This window comes from Acinetobacter kanungonis (assembly GCF_009939195.1).
GTDB lineage: Bacteria > Pseudomonadota > Gammaproteobacteria > Pseudomonadales > Moraxellaceae > Acinetobacter > Acinetobacter kanungonis.
Genome location: NZ_JAACKC010000001.1, coordinates 361,326 through 379,865 on the forward strand (window position 1 = coordinate 361,326; position 18,540 = coordinate 379,865).

Below are 18,540 nucleotides of genomic sequence, written 5' to 3' on the forward strand. Positions count from 1 at the left end.
TTCTAACTGATACTCAGACGTTCCCACAATTTTTGTAATCGTGTCGCAGAAATAGGCATCTTGGTTTTCATCGGTTGAGAAAACAGAGAAATACGCAACTCTTCGATCATAAAGTACAATTCTTTCAAACGAACGTCATTTTTATATTTAAATAATTTATCCATCCACGGATCAATTTGTCCAATGGCAGCAATATCTCGTTGGAGATTATTGGGCAAGCGGTCCAAACGCAATAGCAAAGCTGCTAAATATCGTGAATACTCAGTCCACACATCAACCGGTTTGCTATAGACAAAATTAGACAATTGCATTAGATCTAACTGGTCTTCAATATCATCCATGCTGCGTCCAAATATATCGCCATCTAGCATCAATAATTTTTGGCGAATGCTTTGCCACTGGATAAAAATATCACTCATCATTTTTAACGCCTGTTGTCCATGCGTTAAAAAGTTTTGTTTAACCTTCTGCAACAACTGCTGGAATTCAGCCTGATTGATTGACAGTTCATTAATCGCCAATTGTAGGGTGGCGTATACCAGCATCTGTTCCAGTTGCGCCTTATCACCTAAAGGCGAGTATGCCAATGCCATCGGTTTGGAAATCTGCTTTTTCAACTGACGAACCAGATCACCCAATTGCAAATGGACCAAACGGATAATCCCTTCACGATGCTGCTTAATCGCTTCCTCTTGGTCATTAAAGGTTTGAATCACAACGCCTGAATCATTTTTAGCTTCTAGCTTGGCAAATACTTTTACCGGCACCAAGGCTTGATATTGCTTGACCACCACACCCGTCACTTTATGTGAGGCTTCAAATACAAAGTCATCAGGGAAAGTATTGAACTGTCCTTTGGCTTGCTTGACTGGGCTATGGGTTTCGGTACGGCAACGCGCTTTTAATTCGGCTAAATTGCGCCCTTTTTCAATTACGCGCCCTTTTTCATCAATCACTTTGATAAATGGCAAGAGATATTGATCAATTTTCTCAAATGAAAAATCTTTTTCCGTAATCTGCTCACCGCGTAATTGAAATGCCAAGTAGCTAAATAAGTGCTCACGCAAATGTACCGCATCTAGGCGCTGCATCAGCTTTTTCGCAGTATCTGGAATCGGCACCAAATTACGGCGTTTATCTTTAGGTAAGGCTTTTAATAAAGCTTCAATCAAGTCCTGACGCCAGCCTGGAATACCCCAAGACCAGATGTTTTCATCCACTTGCGGTAAAGCCTGCACTGGAATTTTAACCGTAGCCCCATCTTCATCATGGCTTGGATCAAAACGATAGCTTGCCGCCAAACGCAGTTCGCCATTATGCAAATAATCAGGGAACTGTTGAGTGGTCGGACGATCATTCTGCCACAGTGCATCATCTTCCACATACAAGAACCGTGGTTGTTTAGGCTCAACCGTGGCACGCCAATCTTCAAAACTACTGCGACTCGCAATTTCAGCAGGTACTTTCGCGGCATAGAATTGATAAATGGTTTCTTCGTCCACCACCAAATCACGACGACGTAATTTGTCTTCGACTCGCTCAACCTCTTCTAGTTTGAGGAGATTATGCTTTAAAAATGGTGGCATAGTGCCTAGATTGCCTGTCGTTAAGGCATCTCTGAGGAAGATTTCATGCGCCGCGGGTTGATCGACTTTTTCATAGTTGATCATGCGCTTCGGCTCAATAATCAGACCGAACAGTGAAATCTGCGCATAGGCATTCACAATACCTGCTTTTTTCGACCAGTGTGGTTCAAAATAATGGTATTTCAGCAAATCGCGCGCAGCCAACAGAATCCACTCAGGTTCAATCCTTGCCAGCGTTCGCAAATAAACCTGCGAGGTCTCCACCATTTCAAATGCCATAATCCATGGCGTATTAGTCTTGTGCAACGTCGATGCAGGGAATACTCGTGCCTTCTGCTGGCGCACTGCCATAAATACATTACGCTCATCGGTTTTATTGGCAATGAATGACAACAGACCTGTTAACAGCGCACGGTGCAAGTTTTCATAGCTGGCTTTTTTATCATTAAAAGAAAGATGCAAACCTTTGGCTAAATCTAGCAATTGTTCATGCGTTTTCTTCCATTCTCGTAAACGCAACCAGCTCAAGAAATGCTGGCGTGCAAAGGTGCGGCGTTTATTTTCACTCATGGACTCAACAGGGTCGTGAATCGCTTCCCATAACTTCAAATAAAATAGGAAGTCGGAATCTGCTTCACGGAACAAGGCATGTTTTTGATCCGCCTGCATTTGTTTATCGGCAGGACGTTCTCGCGGATCTTGTACCGCTAATGCCGCCACAATAATCAGCACTTCATTTAAAACACCGAAATGTGCCCCGCCGACAATCATACGCGCCAAACGCGGATCGATCGGCATTTTTGCCATCATCTGCCCAACTTTAGTCAGCCCATTGCTCTGATTGCCCTTTTTCCCACGCGTAGTGTCAGAAGCTGGTTCGGCTTTGCTTGCACTCAGTTGTGCTGCACTTTTTTCTGTGAGTGCACCGAGTTCAACTAAGAGCTTACGCCCATCATTCACCAAACGGTGATCAGGCGGCTCAATAAAGTCAAATCGTTCCAGTGTACCTAAACCCAGACTTTGCATTTGCAAAATCACCGAAGCCAAATTGGTTCGTTTAATTTCAGGCTCGGTAAACTCTGGGCGGCTTAGGAAGTCTTCTTCACTATACAGACGAATACAGACACCCGGTGCAATACGTCCACAACGACCTTTACGCTGATTGGCTGCTGCCTGTGAAATGGCTTCAATCGGTAAACGCTGCACCCGAGAACGATAGTTGTAACGTGAAATACGGGCAAAACCGCTATCAATCACATAACGGATATTCGGTACGGTCAATGCGGTTTCGGCAACGTTGGTGGCAATAATAATGCGGCGTCCACCACCTGACGAATTGAAAATCTTTTGCTGATCAGCCAAAGCCAAACGCGCATACAGCGGTAAAATTTCAGTATGACGCGGACCATACTTGTGCAAGGTTTCTTGTAATTCTCGAATTTCCTGCTCGGTACTGGCAAAAATCAGGATATCCGCATGTTCAGGATGCCCTTTTTCCTGAGCATCCTGAAAACATTCTTCTACCGCCTGTACTACAGCACGTGGTAAGTTCTCTTCAAAATCGTCAAACTCATCATCATCACTACCCACAATGCTCAATTCTGAAATAGGACGATAACGCACTTCCACAGGGAAACTACGTCCTTCCACTTCAAAAATAGGCGCACCATGGAAATATTGGCTAAAGCGTTGCACATCTAAAGTTGCCGAAGTGACGATCACTTTTAAATCAGGGCGTTTTGGCAATAATTGCTTTAAATAACCCATGATAAAGTCAATATTGAGTGAACGCTCATGCGCTTCATCAATAATGATCGTATCGTATTTACTTAAATAACGGTCATTGGACAGTTCTGCCAGCAAAATACCATCCGTCATCAGACGTACAATCGAATCTTGCGAACCTTGTTCGTTAAAACGTACCTTAAAGCTGATCGACTCGCCCAGCTTTTCACCGACTTCTTCGGCAATACGCTGTGAAACACTCCGCGCCGCCAAACGACGTGGCTGAGTATGACCAATCATGCCAGTTAAACCACGCCCTGCCAGCATAGCGATTTGCGGTAACTGCGTGGTTTTTCCTGATCCCGTTTCACCCGCCACAATAATCACTTGATGCTGTTGAATGGCAGCCATCAAGCTTTCGGCTGACTGTGTCACAGGCAAATCTTGATTCAGTTTAATTTTTGGCAGGCGTGCAAAACGCTCTTGAACTTTGCGATTAGACTGTTCGAACAGTTCTTGATATTGCTTGGGATCACCATCTTTGCTGCGGCGTAGTCGATTTAAACGATGACGGTCGCGGGCCATAACCCATTGATCGATATTTAAATGACTTTGCACAGATGATTAATCCCGAGAAAAATTTGAATCCTGCATTTTACGCTTTAAGCGCGCATAGAGAAAGCCTCTCACCCACGATACTGAAATACGGCATGAAATGTGCTTAATTTTCATGCCGATTGATGCAGAAAATGCTTAAAGCAAACAATGGGATCAAAAAAGTGAGGGCTGGGCAACTTGCACACATTTCCTTTTCATCTGTGAAAAATTAAACAACTGCAACACACTAAAATATCTTTTTTCAATTTCACCCTTGAAATTCAAGCGCAATGGCTGCATGTTGATTAACGATTTAAATACGACAATTTGATTGTGACGTATTGTCATTTTTTCATCATCTGTTTCATTTGTAATAGCTGATGGTGCTATTGGATGAAATGGTGTTTAAATTGCTAATTCGGTTTTTCCGATGCTTGTAATGTAAAAATACTGTTTCAGCAATAATTAAAATTTCGATATTCTACTTCCAAATTCAAAGACTAACCTCAATCATGGAGACAATGATGAGCTTAATTAATACTGAAGTTAAACCATTTAAAGCACAAGCTTACCTTAACGGCAAGTTCATTGAAGTTACAGAAGCTGACCTTAAAGGCAAATGGTCTGTAGTTTTCTTCTACCCAGCAGACTTCACTTTCGTATGCCCAACTGAGCTTGGTGACCTTGCTGATAACTACGCTGAATTCAAAAAATTAGGCGTTGAAATCTATGCAGTTTCTACTGACACTCATTTCACGCACAAAGCTTGGCACGATTCTTCTGCTGAAATTAAGAAAATTGAATACCCAATGGTTGGCGACCCTACTTGGACGCTTGCTAAAAACTTCGAAGTATTAATCGAAGCTGCTGGTCTTGCTGACCGTGGTACTTTCGTTATCGATCCTGAAGGCAAAATCCAAATCGTTGAAATCAACGCTGGTGGTATTGGCCGTGACGCTCAAGAACTTCTTCGCAAAGTTAAAGCTGCTCAATACGTACACGCTCACCCAGGTGAAGTTTGCCCAGCTAAATGGAAAGAAGGCGACGCTACTTTAGCTCCGTCTATCGACCTAGTTGGTAAAATCTAATTTTGAATTAGATTGCATCGAAAAAACCACGCTTTATGCGTGGTTTTTTTATATCTTAATTTCGAGTAATTTTATCAAGAATGTATTTGACGTCCCTGTAATTTCTGCTATACATCTAACTAAGCCTTCCATTTTATTCAGTTTGAATATTAGGGTTAGGTCATTGAGTTTTTTATACAAATTCAAGGAGGTATGTATGGGGATAATGCTTGCCGTGACTTCTTGGAAATACAATGCGACTTCAAGATATTTAAAAATTTTTTATAACAATGGTTCCGGAGAACTCTACCACCCTGTACCCAAATTTGTTTATGCCAACATGTTACGATGTAGTGATAAAGCCGCCTTTGTCCACAAATACCTAGAATACGACTTGCACTTCACCCGTATCACCATCCAATAAATAACAATAAAAAATCAGGGTAAGCCCTGATTTTTCACATCCATCCATTCACTCATAGCTCAGCCATGATAGTCCTTGGCTGTAATCACCAATAAACCTGCCCCTAGAGCCAAAGTCGATAACAAATAATTGCCGTCTTCTTTCACCAACTGCGTGAATGCTTGCACTTCTTCGGCATGGGAAATCACATTATCAACAATTAGTACGCCACCCTGCTGAGCCAACACGCGCTTTAAGTGCGGCCAATAGTCCACATAGGCATCGCGTTCTGCATCAAGCAAAATAAAATCAAATTGTGTGTTACATGTTGCCAAATAATCTTGGGCATCCCCCACCCAAAACTGGATCCGCTGATCGAGTCCAAATTCCTGTACATACTGCTGTGCCTGCGCACTGCGAGCAGCCTCAATTTCTAAAGTGGTGAGCTGTCCTTCCGTAACTTGCAGAGCATCTGCCAGCCACAAGGTGGAATAACCTGTCGAGGTCCCAATTTCCAAGACTTGTTGCGAATTTTGAATCCGAATCTGCATGGCTAAAAATTGTGCCGAATCAGGCTCGATATTGCGGTAACGTTGTAGGCGATCTTTCTGAGTGGCATCATGCTTTTTAAATGATTCGTAGAGATCATTTATTCTTGCTTCAAATTGTTGGCTCAAGCTCATCGGGACTTCCTGTTCTTAAATTTAATTTATGGTAAATTTCATTTTTATTTCTTGGGCTGGGTATTCAAATACCGGTTTTTTGAATCAATTTAAAGCGCGGTACAACTTTTCCATCTTCCAGAGTCACTTGCTCGCTAAACATGCTCAGTGGACGTACCCATAAAGAGTAATCACCATATAAACATTGATAAACCACCAGTTGCTCTTCCGTTTCACTATGCGTTGCCACAGAAAACACCTGATACAACTGACCTTTATAATGCTGATAAATACCACGTTCTAACATCGTTGAACTCTACAATTATTTGTGATGCCTCATGCTAAATCATTCAATCAGGTTTTGAAATTCAATCTGTTGAAGTTCTTGTATTTTTATCTTTATCAAAACATCACATGAGCAGCGAACAACACTAAGTTTAAGCGCATAAAAAAACCACTTCCGAAGAAGTGGTTTTGATTGAATTATTTCTTGAATGGGAACGCGTATTTCACGATACGTTTAATCACGCTACCGTATTGCTTCACCAAGCTGGCATTGCTGTAGTTTAAGCCGTATTTCTCACACACTGCTTGTACTTTTGGCGCCATTTTGCGGTAGCGACGTGCTGGAATATCTGGGTACAAATGATGTTCAATTTGATGGCTTAAGTGTCCTGTCAAAATATGGAAAGCTTCAGAACCCGTTAAGTTCGAAGAACCACGAATTTGACGCATATACCAGTGACCACGGCTTTCATTTTGTAATACGGTTTTCGGGAACACTTCGACGTCTTTGGTAAAGTGACCACAGAAAATCACACTGAAAGTCCAGATATTACGGATACCATTCGCGACAAGGTTACCCGTAAACACAGGCAATGCCGCAGGACCAGCAATCAATGGGAAGAACACGTAATCTTTAAACAATTGCTTGCCAATTTTACGTTGTAAAGGCTTCCACTCTTCTTTCAGTTCTTGTTTCGATTTACGACCAAACCAAACTTTACCCACTTCGAGATTCTGAATCGCCACGCCCCATTGGAACAACAAGCAGAATGGGATGCTATACAATGGTTGCAACAAGAACCCTGGTTTCCAGCGTTGTTCTGGGAACAAACGTAATAAACCATAGCCGATATCATCGTCCATACCTTTAATGTTGGTATAGGTATGATGTTTATAGTTATGGGTTTGGCGCCAGTTGTCCGAGGTACCCACGATATCCCACTCGTAATTTTGACCACTGAATTTAGGATCATTCATCCAGTCATATTGACCGTGCATGACATTGTGACCCAATTCCATGTTTTCCATGATTTTGGCAAAGCCCAATAAGCCTGTGCCTAAAATCCATGCTGGTGGGAACCAACCTGCAAATAAGCAGGCACGACCCGCAATTGAAGCATACTGTACGGTTGAATAAACACGACGGATATATTTGGCATCTTTCTCGCCAATATCATCCAATACTTCTTGTTTGATCGCATCTAATTCACGCGCCAATTCATCTAACTCAAATTGAGTAAGTTCACGATTTTTTGGGTTCTTAAAATATTGTGCTTTTACAGGCATATTCATGATATTGAACTCTCTTATAAATCAATCACAAGATCTGTTTTGGCAGAACTTACACATAGTTTTAATGGATTACTTGGCTCGCTATTTTGTTGACCATTCAGCATGTCTTGCGTTGAGCCTTGTACTTTATTACATACACATTTATGGCAGACACCCATACGGCAACCATAAGTCGGTTTCACATTGGCATGTTCTAGACCAACCAAAATCGATTGTCCGCGTGGAATTGCCACCACTTTGTTGGACTTACTTAGCGTCACATTCACAAAGCCAGTATCGTCATTTGCTACAGGCGTCATGCTGAATGCTTCGCTCTTGAACAGTTGCGCTTGAGCAAACAGTTGTTCTGCTTGTTGAACAAAACCAGAAGGACCGCAGGCATACACAATGGACTGATCAATATCGGTTAATACCTCGACCTGAGCTGCATTTAAACGTGCATCCGCTTGTGCTTCTTGGGTATAAAACACTTGATAAGAAAATTGCGGATATTGCTTCGCCCATTGCTCAAAATAAGATTTGAAGGCGAAATCTGCGTAGTGCTTGACCCAGTACATCACATGAACTTTACGCTCACGTAATTGCTCCGACTGCGTCAAGGCAGTCAATAAGCTGTACATTGGGGTAATACCACTACCCGCAGCCAACAAAATTAACGGTTGCTTCTGTTCAGGCAACAACATATCACCATAAGGTTGACCGAATTCCAGTACATCACCCACTTGAGCTTGGTTGATGAACCAGTTGCTGACTTTACCTTGTTCAACTTTCTTCACGCTAAGCAACACATGCTGTGCATCAATCTGAGTCAAACTATAAGTACGCTCATAACGCGCACCTTGTACATCGACCATCACAGGATGATGCTGACCTGCTTGACCCATTTTGAAATGACGGTTGACTTCAATCGTCAAGCTCACCATTTCATCTGCGGTCGTATCTTTTTGAACAATCTTACCGAGTGCCTGATCGACAGACCAAAGTGGATTGACTTTTTGCAACCAGAAATTCAACGAGTGCTGATCAACAACACTGTCGATTAAAAAATTAAGGGGAGAATTTGATTTTTTTAGCATGAACATCGTTAGGACCACGCAATTGACTTTTAATTATTATACACATGTATATATATTTGTATATATATTCGTCCTTTTTTATTCATTTCACTTCATCAGCAGTAAAGGCTATAATGCGAAAAAGCATTTAATCTATTGAAAAATATGAACCAGCCTTCGATCAAAACAAAACTCGACTCTACAACGCATGAGCTAAATAAGGCACATGAACCTGTTGTAGTACGTTCTGTCGGTCGTAAAGCTACCATTACGAAAGATGAATTATTCCAAGCAGCACTCAAGCTGATTGGACCAGAAAAAAGTATCGCCTCTTTAAGTTTGCGTGAAGTTGCACGTGAGGCAGGCATTGCACCAAATAGTTTTTATCGTCATTTCAAAGATATAGATGAACTCGCGATTGAACTGATTGACCGTTCAGGCATTGTATTACGCCAAATTTTGCATGAAGCGCGTTTAAAAGCCATCAAGCAAAGCAGCATTATTCGCAGCTCAGTCGAAGTATTTATTGAACAGTTAAATACGGATGAAGGCAATTTAAGCCTGTTGCTGCGCGAAGGCTATACAGGTTCGACCTCTTATAAACAAGCGGTAGACCGCCAACTGAATTTCTTCCAGCAAGAACTGAAAGATGACCTGATTCGCCTAGAACGTCTCAATCACAGCAAAATGGCACATCCCGAACTTGCCGCCAAAGCCATTACCCAACTGGTGTTCCATATGGGCGCCAAAGTCATTGATTTACCCAATGATGAGCGTAAAGCCGTTGCAGAACAAACCATGATCATGATTCGCATGATTTTAGAAGGCGCACGCCATTTGAATGAATCGCAAATTCGTTAAACTTAGAAACGTATTTATCCCAATAAAAAAAGCACCTGACGGTGCTTTTTTTATTGTTCGATCGAAAGTTAAACCTTAAGGCTTAACCACGACCAAGACCTGAATCGCTTCTGGAGTGACAGATAAACCATCCAACAAGCCAATGCCTTCTTTTTGCAATTTTTGTAACCGCGTAATTTCATCTTCACGAATACTTGGGTTGAATTGCTTTAAGTAGCTTAAACGGTCAATTTCATATTGCCATTTTCCACCATAGATTTCTTTGGCTTGCTGCTTCATCTCAGGTAAAGCAGCTTTGGCGATATTCAAAGCTTGTTGATAACGCTCTTCAATCACATCACGGCGTGCTTTCACCACTTGACGGCAACTGTTGCTGTCTAAATGATGTAAATATGGCTTCAAAATGCTTGGCTCGATCTTCATCGATAAATCTTGACCATTCTCACTGAGCAATACGCGAATCAATTGCTGTGGCAAGCTCGATGGCAAGTTCAAGGCTTTCGGTGCAATCACATCGACCTTAAACCACACTTCAAGTAGAACTGAACCTTGTTTTAATGCGTTCGACTTTAAAATCGCGACATTGGTACTACCAAAAGCTTGCGTATTGATCATTTCCATCACGCTTTCGGTGAATGGATGTTCCAAAGTCAAATATTGTGCATCTTCACGCACTTGTGCTTGATCACGATAGAAGGTCGCAGTCATGCCTTCTTCATCCAAGGTGAGACCTTGAACTTGCATTTGATCTGTTGGTTTAATAATAACCGTACCATTGCTTTGCTCATCAAAATCAATGTTGGTCGACGCCATGAAGCGCTTCATAAACATTGGCAAAGTGGTGTTGTCATCATAGTCTTCAAGCGCTTGTACAATTTCTTGTGCCACGATTGGACGACATGAATTGTATTCCAGTAAACGGTCACGCCCTGCTTGCAATTCAGCTTCCAGCGCTTCACGTTGCACACTCACCTCTTCCAGCAAGTCTTCAAACTGTTGCCCCATATCGGTAAGCAAACAGTCTTTCAAATTGACAATGAAGTTTTCTTGTAAGGTTTGCGCGGTTGGCGAAATATTACTGAAAATATTCAACGCTTCGTTATACCAACGGAACATACGCTCTTGCGCAGTGCCTTCCAAATATGGCACATGAATTTGAATACGGTTTTCTTGACCAATACGGTCTAAACGACCAATACGCTGCTCCAACACGTCTGGGTTGGCAGGCAAGTCAAATAACACCAAATCAGAAGCAAACTGGAAGTTACGTCCTTCTGAACCAATTTCAGAACAGAGTAAAATCTGTGCACCATAAGAATCTTCAGCAAAATATGCCGCAGCTTGGTCACGCTCAAGCAAGCTCATGCCTTCATGGAACATTGCAGTACGGATACCCGCATGCAAACGCAAGGCATTTTCCAAGGCTTCAACCACAGGACCACTACGCGCAATCAACAACACTTTTTTGTGTTTTAACTGAGTGCGTAACATTTCCATAAGCCAACCCACGCGTGGGTCAGATTCCATCCATGCGCCATCAAGCTGTGCTTCTTCAGGCCACATTTGCTCACGCAATTTACCATCTTTAGACCAGTTTTCTGGTGCTGGAAGTGGCGCAGGCTGGCAATCACGACCTGGGAAGCCTTGAATCGCTTCACGGGTATTACGGAATAAAATACGACCTGTACCATGACGGTCTAACAACTCATGGATAGCACGGAAACGTTGTTCAGGTTCATCCGTAATACGGTGACCCAATAACTGTTCAATTGCCGCTAAATGACTTTCTTCAAGCGGGAAATCTGACATCAACACTTCTGCAATTTTTGCAGTATGTTGATATTTCTCTTCTTCATCCAAGAAACGGTCTAATGAGCTAAAGCGTTGTGGATCAAGCAAACGTAAACGGGCGAAATGGCTTTCTACACCCAACTGTTCAGGTGTTGCTGTCAGCAACAATACACCCGGAGTTTGTTCAGCTAACTCTTCGACCAGATCATAGCGATCATTACCGCCTTCTTCTTCATTCCACATCAAATGATGCGCTTCATCTACCACCAACAGATCGAAACCTGCTTCAAGTGCTTGTTCACGCAAATCATCATGGTCAATCATCAAATCCACGCTGGCAATAATGCATTGCTCAGTCAGGAATGGATTGAGTTCTGGATCATGTTCTTTAATAGATGCGGTACGTGTTAAATCAAAAATTGAGAACGCCAAGTTGAAACGGCGACGCATTTCAATCATCCACTGATACTGCAATGAATCAGGAACTAAAATTAAAATACGTTCAGAACGACCTGTTTTTAATTGTTGATGGATAATCAAACCCGCTTCAATGGTTTTACCTAGCCCTACTTCATCGGCCAATAAAACACGCGGTGCAAAACGTTTACCTACTTCATGCGCAATATAAAGCTGATGCGGAATCAAACCGACACGTGCACCCACCAATCCACGAAGTGGGCTGCTTTGCATATTGGCTTGCATCAGCAACGCTTCAATACGCAGGTCATACCATTCTTTATAATCAATCTGGCTTGCCAATAAACGATCTAATGGCTTGGATAACTGGATTTGCGCGCCAATACGGGTTTCATTCAGCGTTTTACGTTCTTGAGAACCATCATCTAAGGTACGTACCACGGCATAACGCACCACGCCATGATTATGCTCCAATGACTCCACCAGCCACTGTGTGCCTTCCTGATCGTGGACTTCATCATTCGCATTAAAAACGATACGAGATAGAGGGGCATTGTTGCGGGCATATACACGCGTTTCATCGCTTTTTGGGAATAAGATGCTAATCGATCGTTCATCTACGTCGATTAAAACCCCCAAGCCAAGCTCTGTTTCTGTGTCAGATAACCAACGTTGACCAATAGCAAATTGCTGCAATTTTTCCACCTTTATCTCAAATGTAGACCAAGAAATAATTGCTCAAAAGAGAATATTATTTGAACAAAATTTCGGGTCTTTAAGCAATATATTTTGACATAAAGCTCACTAAAAAAGTGGGCTTATTCGAATCTGAAGCGTATTTTTTTCGCCCTAAAATGGCACTGGACAGTAGAACTCAACCAACTGCTCGGTCTTCGGATGAAGAAAGCTTAGGCGTTCAGCATGCAAACATAAACGATCCAACAATAGCTGCTCGGGTGCGGCATACAGCGTATCCCCTACGATTGGATGACCTAAATACTGCATATGTACACGTAACTGATGCGAACGACCTGTAATAGGTGTCAGTTCTACACGCGTCACTGCTTGACCTTGCATTTCAAAATGCTCAGTCGCTTTCCAGTGTGTCAATGCGGGCTTGTTGTGACTCGGATCGGCAATGTGCAAAGGTGGACGCGTTGGATCATAGACCACAGGTACATCCACCGTGCCTTCACCTTGTAAATGCCCAGCCACAACTGCTTGATAGATTTTTGAAGTTTGTCGTTCTTGAAACTGACGAGAAATTCGGTTTTGCCCGAATTTAGAGAGTGCAAAAACCAAAATGCCTGAAGTATCACGGTCTAGACGGTGAATCAGCAAGGTTTTCGGTTCTTCTTGTAGCAACCGATTAATGACACAGTCTTGCAAGTCAGCCGTTTTTCCTGGCACTGTGAGTATCCCCGCAGGTTTATGGATTACCATAAAATCCTCATCACGGTGGATCAGATGTTCATTCAGAAATTGACTCAAGAGATTTTCCAAGCTGACTGTGCAAACAAGCGGGCAATAATAAAAAGCTCACTCGAAAATTACAATGCAGAATCAGATAAAAGTCAGCGTTTTTTACGATTTTATCTAAAAAAATGCCGATTATGCCCGTATTATGAATCTGCCCTTAACTGCTTAATCAGTTTTTCCAGATTTTGGCTATGTAATACATCTTCATAACTGATATTCGCGCCATTGGCTCGCCATAGTCCAACCAAACTCATGACTGCGACAGAGTCCAAAGCATACGCCTGTAAATCCTGCACCAAATCCAATTCTAAAGGCGATATTTCTAGAGCTTCTGCAATAGCATACAGGATACCGCGCTCGGACAAGATAAATTCTTTAGGTGCGCTGAGCGACCAAAGCCGTAGCAAACTTTGGGTATTCATATGCAACATGTGCTGTAAGCTGATTTTTTCAATCCACTGCACATGCTGCTCCAAATTCGGAAGTGCTATAGCATCATTAATGACACAGATCTGTTCACTCACCGAATGAATATGCTCTAAAAGCTGTTTCGCCACTGGGGTAATTAAACCGGTCACCACCAACTGTTGTCGATCCGACAAATGCTCACCCAAGCGCTGCATGGTCTCAGCGGGATTGGCAAGATCTAATTTTAGGATCGGAACATCAAGGGCTTTGGCTTTTTGCATACAGCGTTGAACATTCAATGCCAATTCGCTGTTGCTCCACTCTGCTTCTGCTTGTAACTGTTGCAAACCAATCACCAACAGGACACTTTGCATAGTGCTCAGTGACCATTTGGCCGGTGTAGTCACAAGCTGAATCTTTTTCGGCAAGGGATAAAACATCAGCCCTGAACCTGTGCCATAAATTGTTGAATCGCATATTGGGCAATTTCTGCATCTTGGAAGGATTTCACCCCAGAAATACCCACTGCCCCCACAAGCTGCCCTTGATACAAAATCGGCTCGCCACCCTCTAGCATTCCCGAAATACTTTCTACAGTCAGAAAGCCTTGTTGCCCATTGCGGATTAAATCTTCAAACAATTTAGTGGGACGCTTGCTGATGGCAGAACACTGTGCTTTTTCATGACACAAACGTGCAGTCATAGGCGATGCCCCATCCATACGTTTCAGGCTCAACAAGCAACCCGTTTCATCCACCACGGCGATACTGACAGCAAAGCCGTTTTGCAGCGCATATTCATAGGCAGTATTTAAGATTAATTCGGCATCGGCTAAGTCTAAACAGTATTTGGTTTTCATGTATTTTCCTTGCATAAAAAAGCCTGCAACACTGTCACAGGCTTTTATCACATTCTGTTTGGATTACGCTTTCATTTCAGCAAAAGTTTCTTTGGCTGCCTGAATGGTAAACGCAATATCTTCATCACTATGTGCACTTGAAATAAAGCCTGCTTCAAATGCTGATGGTGCCAAGTTCACACCACGATTTAACATGCCATGGAAGAATTTACGGAATGCCGCAACGTCACATTTCAACATCGAATCGAAACTGGTGATGTCTTCTTGATCGGTAAAGTACAGACCAAACATCGCACCTGCCTGTTGGGTTTTAAAAGGAATCCCCGCAGCATCGGCTTCTTGTTGTAAACCTGCGAGTAATTTTGCTAATTGTGCAGTTAAGTTCTCGTAGAAACCTGGCTGGCGCAAATGCTTAAACATTTCAATCCCTGCACGCATCGCCAAAGGATTACCTGATAATGTTCCCGCTTGGTAGACTTTACCTAGTGGTGCAATACATTCCATCACTTCACGTTTACCACCAAAAGCACCGACTGGTAGCCCTGCACCAATAATTTTACCTAAAGTGGTTAAGTCTGGTGTCACACCATAATATGCTTGCGCACCACCCAGTCCAACACGGAAACCGGTCATCACTTCATCAATAATGAAGACTGAACCGTGTTCATCACATACTTCACGAATCGCTTGCAAGAAGCCTTCAACAGGCTTCACCAAGTTCATGTTACCTGCAACTGGCTCGACAATTACACCAGCAATTTCAGCACCAAATTTGGCAAAGCATTCTTTTAATGTCGCAATGTCGTTATACGGTAAGGTTAACGTGTGCTTGGCAAAATCAGCAGGCACACCCGCAGAAGTCGCTTCACCTTCACCTGTGGTCAATAAGCCTGAACCCGCTTTCACTAATAGTGAGTCTGAATGACCGTGGTAGCAGCCTTCAAATTTCACAATTTTGTCACGACCTGTATAACCACGTGCCAAACGAATCGCCGTCATAGTGGCTTCGGTGCCTGAGTTGGTCATACGCACCATTTCAATTGAAGGCATGATTTCACAAATTACATCTGCCAAAGTCGTTTCATGTACGGTCGGTGCACCAAAACTCAAACCATCTACCGCAGCATCTTGAACTGCCTTAATAATCGCAGGATGTGCATGGCCAAGAATCATCGGCCCCCAAGAGCCGACATAATCTACATAACGCTTACCATCCACATCAAACAAATAGGCACCTTGCGCTTTTTCAATAAAAACCGGTGTACCACCTACACCATTAAACGCGCGCACAGGAGAGTTCACCCCACCCGGAATATGTTTGCTGGCTTGTTTAAATAATTGTTCTTGCTTTGGAGATAAACTCATGAATTCACTCAATCTAAAAAGAAAATAATCGACTTACAACATTATGCAGTTTTGGCAAATAACTGTGCCCATGCATGCACACGGGATGGGATGTCAGCTACATTCAACGCTAATATATCACTAATTACCGCGCAAAGGTCTGCCCCCTTGCTGATCACAAGCGCTGAATTTTCAACAGTTAAGCCCCCAATCGCACAAATCGGTAGCGCAAATTTTTGCTTTGCCTGAGCAATCACTTCAATTCCCACATTGCCTGCTTCAGGCTTGGTTGCTGTCGCATAGACTGCACCAAATGCGACATAGGTGGCACCTTCCGCAATGGCTTTTTCTGCTAATGCCAAAGAGTTTAAGCAGGTACGACCAATAATGACGCCTTGCGGTAAACGCGCAACTGCATCGGCAATTTCACCATCATCCTGCCCCAAATGCACACCCAATCCGTATTGTTCTGCAAGAGCCAAATCATCATTAATCACAAATGGAACATGGTATTGCTCACATAATGCCTTGATTTGTTCCACTTCCGCAGGTTGCTCTGCCAGACTTATTTTTTTACGGCGATACTGGAGAATTGCAACCTGTCCCGTTGCCAAAGCTGCGTGTAATTTTTCCAGCAAAACATTTAAAGGATCATCATTGGTAATGAGGTATAAACCACGCATAAAAACGCCTTTCCACAACTGTTTAAAGAATCTAACTCAACATAGATTCTAAGATTTCATAAAAAAGCCATCATAGCATTATGATGGCTTTACGACAGATCAGATTTGCGCTAATTCCGTATGTTCAGCGCCAAACTTATAAATAATTGCCTTCACGTTCAGGTTGATAAAGTACACGTTCAATTTTGACTTTCATTAAATGTCCATCGGGTTGGGGCCATTCAATTTCCTGACCTTCAGACAGTCCTAAAATTGCTGCACCGACTGGTGCCAGTACATTCACTTGGCCTTTATCGCCACGAAAATCGTGTGGATACACCAAGGTAATTTCCGTTGCTGTCGTTTCAGGGGCAATAATCACCAATACCCGTGCATTCATGGTCACAACATTGGCAGGAACATCTTGTGGGGCAACAACATTTGCGCGTGCCAGCTCATCTTCCAAATGTTCCATAGTCGGTGTTAATTTCGATTGATGTTCTAACATGGTTTCTAAACGATTTAGATCCTGTGCAGAAACAATAATGGTAGGTTTATCCATAAAACCGTCCTTCTCAAAAATTTATGTTTTAAGTTTTACGTTGTATGTTCTTTATTTTCACTTACTCAATTATTTATAGCAGAAAATGAAGAATGGTGATGATAGGCATTTTGTATAGCAATAAAAAAAGCCCCCCTTGAGGGAGGCTTCTCAAGCAAAATCTAAATTATTTTGCATATACTGGGAATTTAGCACATACAGTTTCAACTTTCGCTCTCACTGTTGCAATTACAGTTTCGCTACCTTTTGAATCTAGGATGTCAGCAATCCAGCCTGCCAATTCGCGAACTTCTGCTTCACCAAAACCACGAGTCGTAACTGCTGGAGTACCAATACGGATACCAGAAGTAACAAACGGAGAGCGTGGATCATTTGGTACAGAGTTTTTGTTCACAGTGATGTGAGCAGCACCTAACCAAGCATCCGCATCTTTACCAGTAATGTCTTGTTTGATTAAAGATAACAAGAACAAGTGGTTTTCAGTACCACCAGAAACCACGTCATAACCACGTGCGATTAACACTTCAGCCATAGCTTGAGCATTTTTAACCACTTGTTGTTGATACGCTTTGTATTCAGGCGCCATCGCTTCTTTAAAGCAGATTGCTTTCGCTGCGATTGCGTGAACTAATGGACCACCTTGGTTACCTGGGAATACAGCAGATTGAAGTTTTTTCTCAATTTCTTCATTTGCTTTTGCAAGGATTAAACCAGAACGTGGACCACGTAAAGTTTTATGGGTAGTAGTTGTTGTTACGTCAGCAATTTGTACTGGGCTTGGGTATACACCCGCAGCAACTAAACCAGCAACGTGAGCCATATCAACAAAAAGGTATGCACCTACTTTGTCTGCGATGTCACGGAAACGCTGCCAATCTACGATTTGGCTGTACGCAGAGAAACCAGCAACGATCATACGTGGCTTGTGTTCAACTGCTAAACGCTCAACTTCTTCGTAATCGATCTCGCCAGTTTCTGGGTTTAGACCGTATTGAATTGCATTATACGTTTTACCAGAGAAGCTTACTTTCGCACCGTGAGTCAAGTGACCACCGTGAGCCAAGCTCATACCCAAAACGGTGTCGCCTGGGTTAAGTAAAGCTAAATAAACAGCTGAGTTTGCTTGTGAACCCGCATGTGGTTGAACGTTAGCGTAATCAGCACCGAATAACTCTTTAGCACGGTCAATTGCCAATTGTTCGATGATGTCTACATATTCACAACCGCCATAGTAGCGTTTGCCTGGGTAGCCTTCTGCATATTTGTTAGTGAGTTTTGATCCTTGAGCTTCCATTACTGCTGGTGAGCAATAGTTTTCTGATGCGATTAACTCAATATGAGCTTCCTGACGAGCGTCTTCGTTAGAAATTGCTTGAGCTAATTCTGGATCAAATTCAGCAATAGAGATATTGGCAAACATTAGCGAGGTCCTATGTATTTAGGGCTTTTAAGCCGTGCTAAGATTGGCGCGTATTGTAGCATGA

At 42.6% G+C, this 18,540-nt stretch carries 16 protein-coding genes; 3 read left to right on the forward strand and 13 right to left on the reverse strand.

Translation table 11 applies throughout. From position 1 onward, the window contains the following. Positions 1–2: 2 nt before the first annotated feature. A complete protein-coding gene (gene hrpA, locus GWK51_RS01600) occupies positions 3–3,929 on the reverse strand; it encodes an ATP-dependent RNA helicase HrpA (protein WP_161932413.1) in 3,927 nt (1,308 codons plus the stop codon). Between the two features lie 503 nt (positions 3,930–4,432). On the opposite strand from hrpA, the gene ahpC reads away from it, so the two are divergent. Both ahpC and GWK51_RS01610 read left to right on the forward strand, forming a co-directional pair. Continuing rightward, a complete protein-coding gene (ahpC, locus tag GWK51_RS01605; RefSeq protein ID WP_100241618.1) occupies positions 4,433–4,996 on the forward strand; it encodes an alkyl hydroperoxide reductase subunit C in 564 nt (187 codons plus the stop codon). Positions 4,997–5,192: 196 nt separating this feature from the next. Continuing rightward, positions 5,193–5,399, forward strand: coding sequence for a KTSC domain-containing protein (locus GWK51_RS01610; protein WP_100241644.1), 207 nt, complete (start codon positions 5,193–5,195; stop codon positions 5,397–5,399). A gap of 59 nt (positions 5,400–5,458) precedes the next feature. On the opposite strand, the gene GWK51_RS01615 is transcribed toward GWK51_RS01610, so the two are convergent. The 4 genes from GWK51_RS01615 to GWK51_RS01630 all read right to left on the reverse strand — a co-directional run bounded on the left by GWK51_RS01615 (position 5,459) and on the right by GWK51_RS01630 (position 8,700). Then, positions 5,459–6,061 carry an O-methyltransferase gene (locus tag GWK51_RS01615; protein WP_161932414.1) on the reverse strand — a complete coding sequence of 201 codons (603 nt, stop codon included), beginning with the start codon at positions 6,059–6,061 and terminating at the stop codon, positions 5,459–5,461. A 64-nt stretch (positions 6,062–6,125) separates the two neighbouring features. Further along, entirely contained in the window at positions 6,126–6,347 is a 222-nt protein-coding gene (locus GWK51_RS01620) for a DUF1653 domain-containing protein (protein ID WP_161932415.1), read from the reverse strand. 176 nt (positions 6,348–6,523) lie between these two features. Then, entirely contained in the window at positions 6,524–7,618 is a 1,095-nt protein-coding gene (locus tag GWK51_RS01625) for a fatty acid desaturase family protein (RefSeq protein ID WP_142769120.1), read from the reverse strand. 14 nt (positions 7,619–7,632) lie between these two features. Continuing rightward, complete coding sequence (locus tag GWK51_RS01630; protein WP_161932416.1) at positions 7,633–8,700, reverse strand: ferredoxin reductase; 1,068 nt, start codon at positions 8,698–8,700, stop codon at positions 7,633–7,635. 138 nt (positions 8,701–8,838) lie between these two features. Between GWK51_RS01630 and fabR the strand changes: the two genes are divergently transcribed. Further along, positions 8,839–9,534 carry an HTH-type transcriptional repressor FabR gene (gene fabR, locus GWK51_RS01635; protein WP_161932417.1) on the forward strand — a complete coding sequence of 232 codons (696 nt, stop codon included), beginning with the start codon at positions 8,839–8,841 and terminating at the stop codon, positions 9,532–9,534. Between the two features lie 75 nt (positions 9,535–9,609). Here the strand turns inward: fabR and rapA are convergent, their stop codons facing one another. The 8 genes from rapA to glyA all read right to left on the reverse strand — a co-directional run bounded on the left by rapA (position 9,610) and on the right by glyA (position 18,476). Continuing rightward, positions 9,610–12,447, reverse strand: coding sequence for an RNA polymerase-associated protein RapA (rapA, locus tag GWK51_RS01640; protein ID WP_161932418.1), 2,838 nt, complete (start codon positions 12,445–12,447; stop codon positions 9,610–9,612). Positions 12,448–12,591: 144 nt separating this feature from the next. Then, positions 12,592–13,233 (reverse strand): RluA family pseudouridine synthase, encoded by a 642-nt coding sequence (locus GWK51_RS01645; protein WP_142769123.1) that lies wholly within the window; start codon positions 13,231–13,233, stop codon positions 12,592–12,594. Between the two features lie 131 nt (positions 13,234–13,364). Beyond that, entirely contained in the window at positions 13,365–14,069 is a 705-nt protein-coding gene (locus tag GWK51_RS01650; RefSeq protein WP_161932419.1) for a phosphopantetheine-binding protein, read from the reverse strand. Continuing rightward, positions 14,069–14,488 carry a GlcG/HbpS family heme-binding protein gene (locus GWK51_RS01655; RefSeq protein WP_161932420.1) on the reverse strand — a complete coding sequence of 140 codons (420 nt, stop codon included), beginning with the start codon at positions 14,486–14,488 and terminating at the stop codon, positions 14,069–14,071. The genes GWK51_RS01650 and GWK51_RS01655 overlap by 1 nt, the downstream gene beginning before the upstream one ends. Before the next feature lie 63 nt (positions 14,489–14,551). Further along, a complete protein-coding gene (gene hemL / locus GWK51_RS01660) occupies positions 14,552–15,853 on the reverse strand; it encodes a glutamate-1-semialdehyde 2,1-aminomutase (RefSeq protein WP_161932421.1) in 1,302 nt (433 codons plus the stop codon). 41 nt (positions 15,854–15,894) lie between these two features. After that, positions 15,895–16,515, reverse strand: coding sequence for a thiamine phosphate synthase (thiE, locus tag GWK51_RS01665; RefSeq protein ID WP_161932422.1), 621 nt, complete (start codon positions 16,513–16,515; stop codon positions 15,895–15,897). Positions 16,516–16,651: 136 nt separating this feature from the next. Next, positions 16,652–17,056, reverse strand: a complete 405-nt coding sequence (gene rnk / locus GWK51_RS01670; protein ID WP_142769128.1) for a nucleoside diphosphate kinase regulator — start codon at positions 17,054–17,056, stop codon at positions 16,652–16,654. Between the two features lie 166 nt (positions 17,057–17,222). Then, positions 17,223–18,476, reverse strand: coding sequence for a serine hydroxymethyltransferase (gene glyA / locus GWK51_RS01675; RefSeq protein ID WP_100241631.1), 1,254 nt, complete (start codon positions 18,474–18,476; stop codon positions 17,223–17,225). Between the last annotated feature and the right edge of the window lie 64 nt (positions 18,477–18,540).